This window comes from Phormidesmis priestleyi BC1401 (assembly GCF_001650195.1).
Lineage (GTDB): Bacteria > Cyanobacteriota > Cyanobacteriia > Leptolyngbyales > Leptolyngbyaceae > Phormidesmis_A > Phormidesmis_A priestleyi_B.
This window is the reverse complement of the sequence record NZ_LXYR01000079.1, coordinates 1-15,553: the sequence shown is the minus strand read 5'-3', so window position 1 is coordinate 15,553 and position 15,553 is coordinate 1. Positions and strand designations below refer to the sequence as shown.

General features: G+C 48.4%; 12 protein-coding genes and 1 pseudogene. 7 read left to right on the top strand and 6 right to left on the bottom strand.

Annotation, left to right across the window (positions count from 1 at the left end; genetic code table 11):
* Positions 1 to 807: 807 nt before the first annotated feature.
* Together A8707_RS23585 and A8707_RS23580 are read right to left on the bottom strand one after the other, a co-directional pair.
* A complete protein-coding gene (locus A8707_RS23585; RefSeq protein ID WP_068819624.1) occupies positions 808 to 2,259 on the bottom strand; it encodes an NAD(P)/FAD-dependent oxidoreductase in 1,452 nt (483 codons plus the stop codon).
* 33 nt (positions 2,260 to 2,292) lie between these two features.
* Positions 2,293 to 2,580 (bottom strand): annotated as a pseudogene (locus A8707_RS23580) (cytochrome c oxidase subunit 3); the annotation flags it as partial.
* Between the two features lie 372 nt (positions 2,581 to 2,952).
* Here A8707_RS23580 and A8707_RS23575 point away from each other — a divergent pair.
* Positions 2,953 to 3,303 (top strand): type II toxin-antitoxin system Phd/YefM family antitoxin, encoded by a 351-nt coding sequence (locus A8707_RS23575; protein WP_068819623.1) that lies wholly within the window; start codon positions 2,953 to 2,955, stop codon positions 3,301 to 3,303.
* Positions 3,300 to 3,605: a type II toxin-antitoxin system RelE/ParE family toxin gene (locus A8707_RS23570; RefSeq protein ID WP_068819622.1), complete on the top strand. Its 306-nt coding sequence runs from the start codon at positions 3,300 to 3,302 to the stop codon at positions 3,603 to 3,605. Before A8707_RS23575 ends, A8707_RS23570 begins: the two co-directional genes overlap by 4 nt.
* 20 nt (positions 3,606 to 3,625) lie before the next feature.
* Here the strand turns inward: A8707_RS23570 and A8707_RS23565 are convergent, their stop codons facing one another.
* The 3 genes from A8707_RS23565 to A8707_RS27220 form a co-directional block, all read right to left on the bottom strand.
* Positions 3,626 to 4,360 (bottom strand): ParB N-terminal domain-containing protein, encoded by a 735-nt coding sequence (locus tag A8707_RS23565; protein WP_068819621.1) that lies wholly within the window; start codon positions 4,358 to 4,360, stop codon positions 3,626 to 3,628.
* Positions 4,344 to 5,081 carry a ParA family protein gene (locus tag A8707_RS23560; protein ID WP_231948419.1) on the bottom strand — a complete coding sequence of 246 codons (738 nt, stop codon included), beginning with the start codon at positions 5,079 to 5,081 and terminating at the stop codon, positions 4,344 to 4,346. Before A8707_RS23560 ends, A8707_RS23565 begins: the two co-directional genes overlap by 17 nt.
* A gap of 76 nt (positions 5,082 to 5,157) precedes the next feature.
* A complete protein-coding gene (locus A8707_RS27220) occupies positions 5,158 to 5,514 on the bottom strand; it encodes a restriction endonuclease subunit S (protein WP_231948417.1) in 357 nt (118 codons plus the stop codon).
* Between the two features lie 433 nt (positions 5,515 to 5,947).
* Here A8707_RS27220 and A8707_RS23545 point away from each other — a divergent pair, with 433 nt between their 5' ends.
* The 4 genes from A8707_RS23545 to A8707_RS23530 all read left to right on the top strand — a co-directional run bounded on the left by A8707_RS23545 (position 5,948) and on the right by A8707_RS23530 (position 12,251).
* Positions 5,948 to 7,273, top strand: coding sequence for a cytochrome P450 (locus tag A8707_RS23545; protein ID WP_068819617.1), 1,326 nt, complete (start codon positions 5,948 to 5,950; stop codon positions 7,271 to 7,273).
* 668 nt (positions 7,274 to 7,941) lie between these two features.
* The gene (locus tag A8707_RS27215; protein ID WP_082906482.1) at positions 7,942 to 8,238 is read left to right on the top strand and encodes a hypothetical protein; all 297 of its coding nucleotides are present in this window, start codon (positions 7,942 to 7,944) and stop codon (positions 8,236 to 8,238) included.
* A 246-nt stretch (positions 8,239 to 8,484) separates the two neighbouring features.
* The gene (locus A8707_RS23535) at positions 8,485 to 10,320 is read left to right on the top strand and encodes an NACHT domain-containing protein (protein WP_068819616.1); all 1,836 of its coding nucleotides are present in this window, start codon (positions 8,485 to 8,487) and stop codon (positions 10,318 to 10,320) included.
* Between the two features lie 1,013 nt (positions 10,321 to 11,333).
* Positions 11,334 to 12,251 (top strand): hypothetical protein, encoded by a 918-nt coding sequence (locus A8707_RS23530; RefSeq protein WP_068819615.1) that lies wholly within the window; start codon positions 11,334 to 11,336, stop codon positions 12,249 to 12,251.
* Between the two features lie 317 nt (positions 12,252 to 12,568).
* On the opposite strand, the gene A8707_RS23525 is transcribed toward A8707_RS23530, so the two are convergent.
* Positions 12,569 to 13,162: a recombinase family protein gene (locus A8707_RS23525; RefSeq protein ID WP_082906481.1), complete on the bottom strand. Its 594-nt coding sequence runs from the start codon at positions 13,160 to 13,162 to the stop codon at positions 12,569 to 12,571.
* A 149-nt stretch (positions 13,163 to 13,311) separates the two neighbouring features.
* Here A8707_RS23525 and A8707_RS23520 point away from each other — a divergent pair.
* A partial coding sequence (locus tag A8707_RS23520; protein ID WP_068819614.1) for a Tn3 family transposase occupies positions 13,312 to 15,553 on the top strand: 2,242 nt, incomplete at its 3' end.

Genomic DNA, 15,553 nt, shown 5'->3' with positions numbered 1-15,553 from the left:
GCAAAAATTTCCCTGATTATCGCTGGTCGGCAAAGGCTTTTATCCAATGCTTGCTATTATTCTGAGAATAGTCTGATAGAGATAAGTCTAATTATCTGCACCTGAAATCCCCTTAACTTGGCGATCGTATGACCCAACTTCCTTCTGATCCTGTCTGCCGATCGTGATTATCCCCATCAACGGTGGGAAAGTAGAAGAACCCCGACGGGAGGAACTGCCAGACGTGCGCCATTGGCAGATTGAGGAAGTTTCTGCGTCAGACAGGAAAGGGGACTAGCGGGCGCATTGGAACAGAAAGTTACGGTTTCGACTTGTCAGGAAACTTAGAACCGACCCCTTAACCTGATTTTGATTGCTGGATGAGTTTTCTTGTGCTGATCAAGGCTCAAGTGCGGCTAAAAGTGCGGCACAAAGAAAACGGTCGTTTTTCTAGCTGTTGTCTTTAGGGGAGATGAAAGCCTGGTGGAATGCCGATTTCAGGCAAAACCGTAACTTTCTGTTCCAATGCGCCCGCTAGTCCTTAATGCGTTAGTAACATAACGGCTAGGATCGCGACTAACGTAAGAACTAATGCAAAAATAATTGCATTATCTAACGTCTTGCTAAACACCCTAACAGCCACAATTAGGCAAATAGCAAGCATTAAAGCCCCGACATACGCTGCATTCTGCCAACCGTGAGCCACTAAGGGATCGTTGTCACTGGTTTGGGAGTGGTAAGGATTGACCGGATCTTCTAAAGTGGTTGCGATGAGAGTAGATGCTGAACTCTGTGTAGTGCTATGGGTTGAATTTAGTAAGCTGTTGTTCATGATTGCGCTTTCCTGATGTTGTCACTCAATGAATTGATTAACTTTTTAGCAACAACTGCCCCAATTGCGAGTCCACCCACAATTTCTGCCGCTTGAACAGTTCGCTTTATCGCATCAGGATGATAGCGATCGAATGCCTCTTCTCGAATCCATTGGGTAGTCGCTTTGAAGTTATGAATGGGAGTGGGCAACATCTCCAGATACGTGCCTTGGCGAATCAGATGCCCTGCCTCACCCTTAATTTGAATCACATCAAAAATATTTGCGACACCGTTTTCTAAGCCCAGTTTGAGCAAAGTTCCACGGAGGTTGACACGAGCAGGTTTAAGGTCGTATCCCAGAGCTAGCGCGTTTAAGTTGTAAGAGATTGCGGCTCCTTGCTGATAGGCGACTTGAGCAGTTGGCGGAAGCGGTTTTGCGTCTGGGTGCTGCTCCTCGACGCTGGTTGACTGATCAGGCTGCGTTTGAGGATGCTCGTATTCATCAGTTTTTTGATCAGTGGGTTGCAGATCCACAGCGCAATCGCCACCCGCAAACACTTCGGGGAAATCGGGGAGTTGTAAGGTCGGCAGAACATGCAGCCGACCGTGTTGGTCGCGGTGTTCATCGGGGATCGGTAAGGATTTAATTAACGGATGTGTGTTGGTTCCGGTTGTCCAGATGACGGTGCCTGCTGCGATCGTCGTTTCTTGATTGTCCCGCTTGTAAGTTAACCCATCAGAATGAATGGCAGTGACTTCTGCCCCGATGATCGATTCAACCGGAACAGCTCGTTCTGTTAACGCTTGTGCGGCAACGTCCCGCAACTGACTATTGACATCGCCTTTGAGAATCTCTCCATGATTCACAAGAACGACCCGCACCTCATCCTGATTACCACCCATTGCTGCATACCATTGGGGCACTAAATCGGCAACGGTCGCAGTCATTTCAACTCCCGATGGACCGCCACCCACGATCGCGATCGTTAACAAGCGCTGACGTTGTGCGGAATCGTTGGTCTGAACAGCGCGTTGTAGACAGTCTCGGAGATGGCGATCGATCGCGATCGCGTCTTCTTGAGTGCGGAATGGTAATGAATGCTCTTGTGCGCCTTGGATACCGAAATATCCAGTCATGCTGCCTAACGCTAAAACTAAATTGCTGTAATGGTAAGAACCTCCACCCGCAAGCTGAATTTGGCGTTGATGTAAATCGATCGCTTGTATGCTGTCTTGCACAAAGATCACACCACTTCCTTTAAGCAATTCGTCATAACGTGGAACCACTTGATCGGGTTCCATTTCGCCACTAAAGTATTCATACAACAGCGGTTTGAAGCAGAATCGTTCGCTTTGATCAATGAGGATAATCGACCTTGGATAATGCTTATGGCTCAGATGTAGAGCAGTAAACAGTCCAGCAAATCCACCTCCTAGAATAACGGTTTGATAAACAGGATTAGACATATGATAGCTCCTTAAAGCTAAACGGTAAGATGATTAGGGTTGCCAAAGGTAGAGAAGCGAAAACAGAATTAACCAGATTACATCGACGAAATGCCAAAACAGCGAGGTTGCACTCACACCAAAATGAGTTCTGTCATAGTTACCGGGAATGAAGGAACGAACAACCATGATCAATTGCAGCACGATTCCAGTAAACACATGCAGACCATGAAATCCTGTTAGCAAGTAAAATGTTGTGCCAAACAACCCTGTTGTTAGTTTAAACGGAAGACCCTGCCACTCGATCGCTTGCCCAATCAGAAAATAAGTTCCCATTGCGGAGGTGAGTAACCTGCGGTCTGCAAAGCATCGTGTTGCAGTGCCAGATTTTGGTCGTCTGTGGAGACTCGTTTGTAGCCAATCAACATGGTGGAGAGTTCTAGTGTCCTGTTATTGTCTCAGAACTCGTTGAACTCGTTACGTTTTGAGACATAGATTGATTAACAAGTTAATTGACACGTTGGCGAGCCTGAAAGCCTCGTTTTAGCAGAGCGCGTTCCACTGTAAAACAAAGGAGCGTTTGATTGACATAAGCAACTGGCACAGTCGTACAGTCTCATTGAACTGCCGGAGCAGGTGAATATATTGACCAAAAGGGTCTAGAATAATAGCATCGGATTAAGTATCGAATTCTGCTCTTTATTAGGAGCCATCATGATCAGCATCAAAAACATACATTCGTTGACTGACTTTCGCCGGAATGCCAGTAATTATGTCGATCAAATTCGAGAAACAAAGTCACCCTTAGTGCTAACAGTCAATGGTGAAGCGGCTGTGATCGTTCAGGATGCCCACGCGTTTCAGCAGGTTCTAGAGCGGTTAGAAAGTGCAGAACAAGAATTGAAATCGATGAAGCTAGATGCTCTGCGAAAAGATATTGCAGTTGGAATTGAGCAACTGGAGACTGGGGATTACGTGGAGCACGACGAGGATACCCTATCTGACCTATTCGTCGACATTAAAGCAAGAGGGAGGAGACGTTTGGCTGAAAATGGGACTCTATGAGCCGTTGTCGCTTTAAGCTGGCAAAGCTGGCAGAGAAAGACCTCGATGACATTTGGTTATCCATTGCACAGCACAATTTAGACCGTGCAGATAAGGTGCTAGATGAAATCCAAGCACGTTTTCTATTGCTGTCCCGGTTTAGGGAGATGGGAATTGCTCGGGAAGACATTGCTCCGTCGTTGCGGAGTTTTCCAGTTGATAAGTTTTTAATTTTTTATCGCCTGACGAAGCAAGGAATCGAGGTTGTCCGTGTTTTGCCGGGGCAGAAAGACATTGAGCGGATTTTTCAGGAGGGTGAATAGGGTAGACAGGAAAATGCACTTTACGTTTCTGACTCCAGGATTTTTTCAAGCAACTGGATTACCTCTGGTAGCTTTTCGGCAAGTGTATGTTCTTGGGGTGTTGTCGGAGCAATAGCCTGGCATTGTTTCAATTTCTGCAATGACTGACTGTAAACCTTTTGGGGAGAAACCCCGCCACGTGGCGGGGTTTTTTCATCTTCAGTCAGATAGCGCTCTACGGTTCGGAGTGAAGTCCCAAAGATCGTCATGAGTGCAGGCTTCAAGCGCTTTTCGTCTTTTTTGGGTCTGCCACTACTATCTTTGTAACCAGCATTACGCAACTTTTCAGCGATCGCTAGTACTTCCGCCTTCGTGTAGTTTTTCCGTTGATCGTTTTCAGACGCTTCGACTGCCAGGGCTAAATCAGGGTTTTCTTCCGAGTCAAAAGGCATGACCCGAACTGGCACTTTCCTACCAGTAAAATGTTGCTCAAAAACATCAGGCTTTTCATCTTGAAGCCTTAAGATTGCAGCTCTACGGTGTCCTCCAGCAAGTAAGCGATTTTGCGTATCTACCACAATGGGTTCGATTAACCCCAACGCAGCGATCGATTCCATTAACTTATCCACATGGGCAGCATTGAGAGGACGAGTATCGCCGCTGAGTCGATCGCGGATAGCACTCAGCGGTACGGTAGAGTCTCGAACTTCAATGGATTCTGCCTCACCGCCTTTTTTCGCTTGGACAGCGCGAATGATTTTACTGAGGTCTGCCATGCCAAATTTCCTTTCCTACAGCGGTGTAATCTGCCCAGGCTTGCTGGGCACGAGCATCCTTTACTTTATTAACGGGCACGCCTTCTAAAGCACTTTTTTGGAAGGCGGCTAAACGACTAATATTAGTTTTGAATAACGGCAACCCAACTTCAAGCAAGGATTTCCTTGCTTTTTCGGCTTCTTTTGAGGGTGCGGGGGGGCAAACGGTCAGCAAGATTTTATAGCGATTTTTTGGCAGACTGGTCAGGATATTGACTGTCTTCACCATTGCCACAATGCTAAAGGCATCGGTCATGGTGGGAATGACCAGCAGATCAGAAGATCGCGCCAGTGCAGTCAGGTCTGCATCTGAAGGACGAGCGGGGGTATCGATGACGGTGTGCTGAACGTCGCCAATACGATCGAGATCGGTTTCATCGACAACGAGGAAGGGAGCTTCGCCACGCTCTGACCAATCGAGGGCAGAACGGTTGAGGTCGCCATCGATTAGAACGGTTTCGCCTTTCTGGGCAAGGAAGGCTGCAAGATGAATAGCAGTGGTCGATTTACCTACGCCCCCCTTAAAACTGGCGACAGTGATAATCATGGTGCGGGTGCGACGATAGAAAGCTTCGATATTGTACGGTTGATTAACGGTAAAGAAGCGGAATTTTGCCTCGCCAAAGTGGCATGAGAAACCCCGCCACGTGGCGGGGTTTCGGCTGAAGCGTCTGAGGGGCAAAGGTTTTAGCCTGTAGACATTTCAAAATCATCTCGCCCTACCCATCATTACTTGCCAAAGCCCCATGTAAGAGCTTCTAAATTGTCAGGTGGCTGATGGCGGAGGCGGCTAAAGCTTCTGCTCGTTGTTGGCTCTGGCGCAGGCTAGCTTCAAGTTGATCGCACATCTGCATCAGTTCATCGATTTTGGCAACAATGCGTTTTTGCTCGGCAAGAGGCGGAAGGGGAATAGCTATCTCTCGAATTTTACCGACACTCAAGCTGTATAGTCCACTCGTTGTAATCGCCAAGTTTCTCATTTCAGCCATTCCACTTGGAGAATTGAGGAACATAAGCGTAAATAGTTGGCTAGAGTGACCAATTGGTCTTGCGCGAATAATATGATTCTGGCGCACACATTTTTCTATTTCGCCCAAAGCTAAGCAAGCTGTCACTTGCCACCACGAGATCACGATAAGCCTCACCTGTAGGAGTTTGCTCTTAGTTAGAGAGAAGCAGCATCGAGCAATTGCCCATCGGTATCCCTGCGATTAAGTCACTCAACCCAATCCTGAGAAAAGTGGTCAAGAATCGTCGGACGTTTCCCACCAGTGATTCTGTCCTCAAAGTGGTTCACCTCGCGATGCACAGCCTGGGTCAAAATGGACGATACCGTTCGCTTGCGCTGCGAAGCACCCCGAAAGTGAAAGCCGGCTCTAAACCGATTTTCGCTCGTCGACGAAGAGTAATTTTCGCTCTAATTTTGACCCTGGACCCAAACTACTTGACGTAACCCATCTGTTAGCTCAACTTCTCCTAGCGAATTGGTCTAAAGCCTGCGAAAATCTGACCTTAGCAGCTCCTCACACCTTCGCCACTCTCCAACCCATGACTTCTCTAACTCCACCTCCTGGCAAGCTGGGTTTACCCATCCTGGGCGAAACCCTTTCCTTCCTCCGCGATCCCGACTTTGCTCAGAAGCGCCATCAGCAATACGGTCCGATCTTTAAAACCCATCTGCTGGGTAACCCGACTGTCTTCCTCAAAGGTCCAGAGGCGAATGGCTTCGTCCTCACTCACGAAAACCAGTATTTTGTGGTCAGCTGGCCGCCTAGCGTGAAAAAGCTCTTGGGACCGCTTTCGCTGGCACTGCAAACAGGGGCGGTGCATGTCCAGCGTCGCAAGCTGATGGCTCAAGCCTTTCAGCCCCGTGCCCTAGCGGACTATATTCCAGCGATGGCGGCGATTAGCGACCAGTACTTAAAACGTTGGGCCGCTCTGGAAACCTTCACTTGGTACCCAGAGCTACGGAACTATACGTTTGACATTGCTGGCAAGCTGCTAATCGGGCTGGATCAAGCGTCTAAAACTGATCTGGGACACTGGTTTGAGACCTGGTGCGAGGGACTTTTCAGCTTACCTTTGCAGTTGCCTTGGACTCGCTTTGGCAAGGCTTACCGCTGCCGTGAGCAACTGCTCAACGGGCTAGAGGCGCTGATCCGGCAGCGGCGGCAGCAGGGCGATCAGGACAACGATGCTTTGGGGGTATTGCTCCGGGCTCGCGATGAGGACGGTCAGCAGTTGGAACTGGAAGAACTCAAGGATCAGGTGTTGCTGCTGCTGTTCGCAGGACACGAAACGCTGACCTCTGCGCTTGCCTCTTTCTGCCTGCTTTTGGCTCAACATCCGATGGTCAAAGCCAGAGCTAGAGCTGAACAGTCTCGGTTTGTGGGCGCACCTCTAACCCTGGAAACGCTAAAGCAGATGACTTATTTGGAGCAGGTCTTAAAGGAGGTGCTGCGGTGCGTTGCTCCTGTAGGGGGCGGGTTTCGACAGGTTCTGGAGCCGTGTGAATTTGGCGGGTTTCTCATTCCCAAGGGTTGGAGCGTGCTCTATGAGATCAGCCTGACCCACCAAGACAGCGCGCTTTTTTCGGCCCCTGAGCAGTTCGACCCGGAGCGCTTCAGCCCAGAACGGGCGGAGGACAAGGGGAAACCTTTTAGCCATGTGCCTTTCGGCGGCGGATTGCGGGAGTGCTTGGGCAAGGAGTTTGCCCGTCTAGAGATGAAGCTGTTCGCCGCTAAACTTTTGCAGGGGTATGACTGGAGCTTACTGCCACAGGATTTGACACTGGTGATGGTGCCAACCCCACATCCTAAAGAGGGACTGAAGGTCCGGTTTCACCGTGAGCCGATCCAGGGCATTCAAGGCTAGATCGAGAGCACTTAGTGGATTGTGCACCGTACAACTGAGCGGGCAACTTTTAGGCGTTTTAGCAATCGACTGCTACAGCAGAATAAGGGGTTCAGACCCTCATTTTTTGTAATTAGTCAATCCAAAGTCTGATCACAGCGTCATCCATCGTCATCCCTATGAAGACCGATCGCCACGGGCGAGCCAAAATTCTCACCTCATACGAAATCAAGAGATTGTGTACAGTGACTTCTTATTTGTCGCGGAGACACATTAAATGGCGCCAAAGCAACAAAGCTAGAGCAGCCCTGCTGCTGAGACTCCTAAATCATTGAGTGAGTTGAGCCACCAATCTTTAACGCTTGTCTCAAATTGAGATTCTCTGTCTCAAAAACAAGCTGGACTAAACTCGGACTGAATCTTACTTTTGTAGTCCGCTGTAATGTCCAAAACTCGTGAGACTGACAGACGATCGCACAGCGCCAGAAAATGAGTGATTCGCTTGACTCAGTAAAGCTTATAGGGCTGTCTCACCTAATCGAACTTCTGCACAGTCCGCAATAGACCCAAAGATTCTTCGTGGTGAATGTCAATGTCATATCCGGTTTTGCGACTGATCGTGCGAAGCAAAACTCAGCTTTATGCTTGGCATCTGATAGAGAAGCTTCGTGGAATAATGGAGCCTATAAATGCCCTTTCCCAACCAAGCTGCTATGGAACCCCTCTCGACCGCTGCCATTGCTGTTGCTACGCTCATCCTCAAGAAAGCCTTTGAAAAGACCGGTGAAAAGTTAGGCGAAGCGGTCAGTCAACAAGCAGGAGCGCTCTTGCACCTAATCGAGCGGAAAAATCTGCCCCAGAGCAGTGCCATCGCTCAGTCTGAGCAGCCGATCAACGCAGGGCGAGCAGTCCTGGAACTGGACACTGCCACTAAAAGTGATCCAGAACTCGCCCAAAGCGTAGCGAACTTAGCGGGAGCGGTGTAAGCAGAACCCACCTTAGCCACTGCCATCCCTGCCTATGCTGAGGCGTTACAAAAAGCCCCACCTGCGACAATTCAAACCTTTGGCAAACTTGCTGAAAGTCTGCCAGCACTGAAGAACGTGTTTCAGGGCAACATCTTTAACGCCCCGGTGACGTTTAACTGACTGGAGTCGCCCGGACGGGAACGGGTAAAGTCAACGCCCCTCACACAACAGGAATATCAGAATCGTCAAGCCCTGCTCACCAAAGTGAAAAACTGGTGGGTCAGAGATGTGCTGGAACAATCTCTCCATGAGCAGGTACTGATAACGTTGGGACTCGAAGAGAGACCCGAAGCCGTGGCACGTCCTTGGAATCTGTTGTTTGAGACAGGCGGATCATCGACGCGACCACTCCCTGCTGGCACAACCGTTAGCACCCTCTTTGACCGAATCGGGACGGGTCGGACCTTACTGATTCTAGGGGAACCCGGCTCAGGTAAAACCATTTCCCTCCTCCACTTGGCGCGTGACCTCATTGCTCGTGCTGAGCAGGAGTCGGAGCGTCTCATTCCGGTTGTGCTTAACCTCTCTTCCTGGACACCAACCCAGCGTTTAGGGCAGTCCGCAGATCTGCCTCCCCTAAACGCTTGGCTAGTGGAGGAGTTAAGCAGTAAATACCAGGTGCCTAGGCAAGTGGGTAAAACTTGGATTAAACGGCAACGACTCTTGCTGCTGCTAGACGGTTTGGACGAAGTGCAGGTAGCACATCGAAATGATTGCGTTGATGCCCTCAATGCTTTTCAACAAGAGAGCGGGACAGAAATGGTGGTCTGCTGTCGCCGCCAAGAGTATGAGAGGCTCAATAGCCGACTTCATTGCCAGACTGCCATTTCCCTTCAAGCGCTCACACTCCAGCAAAGCCAATCCTATCTCAACCAGTTGCGTGCTGACTTAAGGGGACTGAACAGCTTACTGACAACTGACAGAGCGCTACAGGAACTCGCGAAGTCACCGTTATTGCTCAACATCATGGTGCTTGCATATCAAGGTGTGGCGGTTGCTGACCTACCGGAGACACAAGTGCTTGAAGTAAGGCAGAGACAACTCCTTGATACTTACATCCGACGCATGCTCACCCATCGGGGGCAGGCGATGCCGTACGCGCCCTCCCGCACGCTGGGCTGGTTGATCTGGTTAGCGCAGCAAATGGTCAGGGAGTCCCAGACCGTCTTTCTCATTGAGACCATGCAGCCGCGATGGGTACAGGGTTGGGCGAGGGTTTTCTATCTCCTGGGAACCCTGCTAGTTTTGGGGCTGATTGTTGGGCTGGTTATTGCACGGGTTTTGGGGCTGATTGTTGAGTTGGTTGTTGGGCTGGGTGTTGGGCTGCTTGCTTGGCTGGCTGGGGGGAAAATTGAACCTGTTGAGAAACTGACGTGGTCATGGAAAAAGGCTGGAAAGAAGGCGCTTGTTGGGCTGGTTAGGGGGCTGGGTATTGGGCTGGGTGTTGGGCTGCTGGCTTGGCTAGGTGTTGGGCTGCTGGCTGGGCTGGCTGGTAGGCTGAGTCTTGGGCTGGGTATTGGGCTGGGTGTTGGGCTGCTTGTTGGGTTTGCTGGGCTGGGTGTTGGGCTTGCTGTTGGGCTGGTTGGTGGGCTTGCTGCTGGGCTGGGTGCCACTAAAATCGAGGCAACAACAAAACCAAGTCAAGGAATGTGGAACTCGGCAAAAAACTTTGCACTTGTGGGACTGGTTGGTGGGCTGCTTTTTGGGCTAGTTGGGCTGCTTTTTGGGCTGCTTTTTAGGCTGCTGGGTACGCCGGTCCGTGAGCTGGCTATTGGGCTGAATGTTGGGCTGAATGTTGGGCTGCTTTCGGGGCTGGTTGGGCTGGACTATGGCGGTGCATTTTGTATCCAGCACTTCACCTTACGCCTCATTCTCTGTCGGCAGGGACACATACCCTGGAACTATGCTCGCTTTCTCGACAAGGCAGTCGAACATCTTTTCCTGCAACGAGTTGGCGGTGGCTACATCTTCATCCATCGGCTGTTGCTAGAACATTTTGCCGCCATGACCGACCAACAGGTCAAAAAAATTCTTAGTTGACTGAAGCAGAGGGTAGGGCAGCGATGTCCTACTCGACTGCATCTCAACCCCTCTTTCATTAGCTATGTAATCGGTGCTCCTACAGCTAACTCTGGTCCGCCTTACTCTGTTGCCATCACATAGGAAGATGATCCTGGAACCTAAGGAAGACACAAATCAACTTTGACTTCATTCAAGCCCCAAGTCAGTTGACGAATGGCAGGGTGGTTTCATATTAGCCAGCGAAAAACCTGACGGACTTGATTGGCGAGTTCACGCATGCAATCTGGGACCGTGCGACAGCCCAAACGATGGGCGAGGGTAATGAGAAAAGAGTTGAAGATGGCGTTCCCGTAGCTTTTGGACCAAAAACAACTCTAAGCCTGAAAGACTCTCTGTGATTGACTTGTGATAGTTGATTTCGCGGTTTGTCTAAAGCAAGAAATCGCTCGACGAATCAGGTTTTCAAATATCTCGATTAGGCTCGTCTCTCTGCCCGTGTGGCAGAAGTGCCACACAAAGACAAGGGTTCCAGCCATCCGAAAGAACGAGTGAATCAAGCTTGAGCGATTTGTAGTGTGATGTAACAGTCCAGAAGTAGGTCAGTTATGTAGTATTAGCGAAAACGGACTTAATCAAAACTTATCAGTTGTCTGGCTAAAATTCCTTAAGGTTGTTTTTGGTCCAGTTGCTACGGGAACGCCGATTTGCAAAGGACAGGTGAAGGGAGCCAGCAAGGGGGACAGTGTGTCTTAAGTAAAATTTATTGAAGAACTCTTGGGAGTGAGTGCTTAACGGAACGCAAATGAGATACTCCGTTTGTCACTAAAAAGTATTTGCGGCACAACCCTATTTTGTCCCCATATGGGTAGTACAAAAAGTTTGGATTTCCTATTGCTTTTTAGGTAGTGACTGAGCTATAAATAGTACACAAGAACTAAATGAGCTACACAATTAACTACTCTTAACTTTCTCGTCCTGTCAAGCTATAGAATTGCTTCATTGCTAATTCTGTGACTTACTTGCGAGGTTGTATGGGTGCTTCTCTAGCTTTCCTTGATTTATTGTTAATAGAAGCTGCACCCACTGTTCAGGCTACTGCGGAGGCTGCAAAGACAGTTACTAATTTTGATCCCGTTTGGGGGACTGTCATTACAGCTAGTGTTGCTCTATTTGCAGCTTTAGGAGGCATTTTAACTGGACTAATTGGAGGCTTAACATGGGTTTCAAACATTCACCAAAGACGCTCTGATGATTTAGAGAAACTCTATAACTCAAACGAATCTAGATTGGAGAAGTCTTTTGCTAGTGAGAAGAGAAGTCTTGAACTAACTTCACAGCAGAAAGAATCAGAAATTAAGCACTTGAGAGAACGCATAAAACGGCTGGAAGGTCTATTCACTCTCGACTTTCCTGAGATAAATCAAGGAAATTCTGTTTTACAAAACTTGCAGCTTTTCTTGAAGTACGTGCAAGAAAAGGTTCAAGATGAAAAATTACGTCAAGAGGTAGACAAGATGACGGATTACCTTGAAGGACAGTTAGGATTAGTTGATGAGCTGAAATTTCGATTAGAAGCAGCCGATTGGATTACAGGTCAGATTGCAGAAAAATCGTCGAGGCAATCATTAATCGAAGAATTGCGCGTTCATGTCGTGAACGAATCTTTATACGTTCCCGGTAATGCGGAAGAAAAAGGAAAGTTTGATGCAGAAGTAGATAGGGTTATCGAAAGGTATCTAGAAGCTTTGCGTCTCATTGTACGTGTAAGTTGTGAGCTTGATTTTAATAAACGCAACAGGGTGAGAAGCCAATGTAATTCTAATTCAGATTATGTCAAAGCTCTTTACTATATGAAAGATCAAAGAATAGGTAGCCGTCTAAGCCATTATGCTTACATTGCATTTCAAAGAAGCGTTGAAACTTTAATTGAAATTCTTGTTTCACCATAAGAGTAGATGAAAGCGAAGCTTATCTACTCTTATGGTGAAACAATATACAAGACACAACGCTTATCATAACTACCAACCTTCCAACTCAAACCAGTAGCCAGCAATCGTTTTGTCTATAGATCTCAACTTTTGTACGCACTCAATTGCCTGTGTAAGTTCGAGAAATCGATCTTGTGTAAAAGGGGCAAACGGGGAATTCGGACAAAATCGTACGCTAAGCCTGAAACCTTTTCTCAGATAGCTTTCCAAGCTGCCGTCTGATCTATAAAATAGCTCTTTAAGTCGTTTTAAGCGGTTTCTTACAATGGATAAACCCATTACTCAGGGTGCTTTTTAGCCAAATAAGCAAAGAAGACTCGCCTTCCTACCCCAGCTATCTCACAAACTTCAGCGGCGGTCTTGCCTGAGTTTTCATACAAAATTCTGGCGGTTTCCAGCTTCGTCACATCCGTTCGTGGTCGCCCCCCTGTTCTTCCTCGTCCCTTTGCCGATGCCCGTCCTGCTGAAGCGCGTTCAGCTCGTAGTTCTCGCTCCATTTGATGGATCGCCCCCATCATTGCGAGAAAACAGCGCCCCGTGGCAGTCGTGGTATCAATATTTTCTCGTAATGAAATTAAATTAATTTGACGTTGTTCCAATCTCTTGGTCGTTTCCAGCAGATCGAGTAACGAACGGGTCATACGACTCAGCTCCATGACCACCAAAGTATCATTTGGGCGAATATATTCCAGAAGCTGATCCCATCCCGGTCGCTCCAGGCGTGAACCCGTGATTTTGTCCGTAAAAATCTTAATGCAACTAGCTTTCTGTAGTGCATCGGTTTGGGAGTCAAGATTTTGACCGATACTGCTGACGCGAGCATAGCCAATCCGGATTGATGTTGTTTGATCAATGTTAGTGGAGTCATCCATAGTGCAAAATCATAGTTCATGTCATAAATAAATGCACTATGATTACGGCAAAGGTTTTCGCACTAAGATCCGCGTGAGATTGGCTATATTATTTGGGACTAATGCATGGTGCAAAAAGTATACTTTCCGCACTCTGAGGATGACTACTTATGCCCCGTCGCTTGTCACTATCTGCTAATGACCGGACTAGCTTACTGACCCTGCCTCAATGTGAGGAAGACATAATCCGCTACTACAGCTTTAATGAGTCTGATTTGTCACTGATCAGACAACGTCGGGGCGATGCCAATCGGCTTGGATTTGCCATACAGCTCTGTCTGTTGCGTTTTCCAGGTTATGCATTCGCCAATGACACAGTAGTAGCAGAATCCGTTGTCGAATGGGTTGCTCGTTCCATTCAGGTGGAAGCCAACGCTTGGGCAAATTATGGTGCGCGTGTCGAGACACGGCGCGAACACCTCCAAGAGCTACGGGCTTATCTAGGATTATCGATGTTTGGTTTATCAGACTTTCGCTTGCTGGTACAAAGTCTAACTGAGCTGGCCATGCAGACAGACAAGAGGTTAACACTTGCGACACATGCGTTGGAGAAACTGCGGCAACGCCATGTAATCCTGCCAGTGATGCCAGCGATTGAGCGAGCTTGTGCCGCAGCGCTCACCCTTGCCAACCGCCGAATTTACAGATCATTGGTCACACCCCTAACGAAGCAACACCAGCACAGGCTAGATAATCTGCTGAAGGTTAAACCAGACAGTAGTATTACTTGGTTGGTTTGGCTGCGCCAGTCATCGTTAAAACCAAATTCTCGCTACATGCTGGAACATATCGAACGCCTCAAAACGTTTCAGTCTCTACGTTTGCCAGAAAACATCGGTAGCCATATTCATCAAAACCGTTTACTGAAGATGGCGCGAGAAGGTGGACAGATGAAATCGAAGGATCTGCGGCGATTCGAGTCTGATAGGCGTTATGCGACCTTAGTGGCAATGACTCTGGAGCGGATGGCCACTATCACTGATGAGATTATCGACCTCCATGACCAGATCTTAATGAAGGTCTTCAGAACAGCTAAGAATAAGCACCAACAGCAGTTCCAGAGCCAAAGGATGGAAATTAAGGACAAGGTACAGCTCTACTCCAAAATTGGTCATGCCTTATTGAGCGCCAAAGAGTTTGGGACAGATCCTTATGCTGCTATCGAAGCTGTAATTCCGTGGGAGGAGTTCACACAGAGCATCCTCGAAGCTGACCAACTGGGTCAACCAAAGTCATTTGATCACTTCTACCTAATTGGTGAGCAATTTAACCTGCTCCGTCGCTATACCCCAGCACTTCTGGATGTCCTAAAAATTCGTAATGCGCCAGCAGCAAAGAGTTTACTGGATGCGATTGAAGTACTCAGAGCCATGAATCATGACAGCGCTCGCAAGGTTCCAACGGACGCGCCAACTGCTTTCATTAAACCCCGTTGGAAGTCTCTCATCTTTACCAACGAGGGCATTGACCGCCGTTTCTATGAAATCTGCGTCCTGACAGAATTGAAAAACTCATTGCGCTCTGGTGACCTTTGGGTCAAGGGTTCACGCCAATTTCGTGACTTTGATGAGTACTTACTGCCCCCAGAGAAGTTTGGAGTGCTCAAAGAGTCTCAAGCACTTTCGATTGCAATCAGTCCTGATTGTGACGAATATCTGGATGACCGACTCAAACTGCTGGAGCAGCAATTGGCTACGGTCAACCGCTTGGCACTGGCTAACGAGTTACCAGATGCAGTCATCAACGCGGATGCTGGACTCAAAATTACGCCATTGGAGACCGTTGTACCGGAGGCTGCTCAACAACTGATCAACCAAATCAGCTTGTTACTGCCACGCACCAGGATTACTGATCTGCTCATGGAGGTGGAGCAGTGGACTAACTTCACGCGCCATTTCGTTCATTTGAAGAGTGGGGAGCCAGCCAAGGACAAAATTTTGTTGCTGTCGGCGATCCTGGCTGATGCCATAAACTTGGGACTGACTAAAATGGCAGAGTCCTCACCAGGTATGACTTATGACAAGCTGTCCTGGTTGCAAGCCTGGTACATTCGCGATGATACCTATTCAGAAGGACTGGCGGACTTGGTAAACAGCCAATTCCATCACCCATTTACGGACAATTGGGGGGATGGGACAACGTCTTCATCCGATGCTCAACGCTTTCGAGCCAGTGGCAAAGCTGAGAGGACTGGACATATCAATCTTAAGTATGGAAGCGAACCTGGCAGGATGTTCTATACCCACATCTCTGACCAGTACGCTCCTTTCAGTACGAAGGTGATTAATGTGGGTGTGCGCGACTCCACCTATGTTTTAGATGGGCTGCTGTACCATGAGTCCGATCTACGGA

Coding starts and splice junctions, on each gene's coding strand:
- A8707_RS23575 (WP_068819623.1), top strand. CDS start 2,953: ATGATCAGCATCAAAAACATACATTCGTTGACTGACTTTCGCCGGAAT.
- A8707_RS23570 (WP_068819622.1), top strand. CDS start 3,300: ATGAGCCGTTGTCGCTTTAAGCTGGCAAAGCTGGCAGAGAAAGACCTC.
- A8707_RS23585 (WP_068819624.1), bottom strand. CDS start 2,259: ATGTCTAATCCTGTTTATCAAACCGTTATTCTAGGAGGTGGATTTGCT.
- A8707_RS23565 (WP_068819621.1), bottom strand. CDS start 4,360: ATGGCAGACCTCAGTAAAATCATTCGCGCTGTCCAAGCGAAAAAAGGC.
- A8707_RS23545 (WP_068819617.1), top strand. CDS start 5,948: ATGACTTCTCTAACTCCACCTCCTGGCAAGCTGGGTTTACCCATCCTG.
- A8707_RS23525 (WP_082906481.1), bottom strand. CDS start 13,162: ATGGATGACTCCACTAACATTGATCAAACAACATCAATCCGGATTGGC.
- A8707_RS23530 (WP_068819615.1), top strand. CDS start 11,334: ATGGGTGCTTCTCTAGCTTTCCTTGATTTATTGTTAATAGAAGCTGCA.
- A8707_RS27215 (WP_082906482.1), top strand. CDS start 7,942: ATGCCCTTTCCCAACCAAGCTGCTATGGAACCCCTCTCGACCGCTGCC.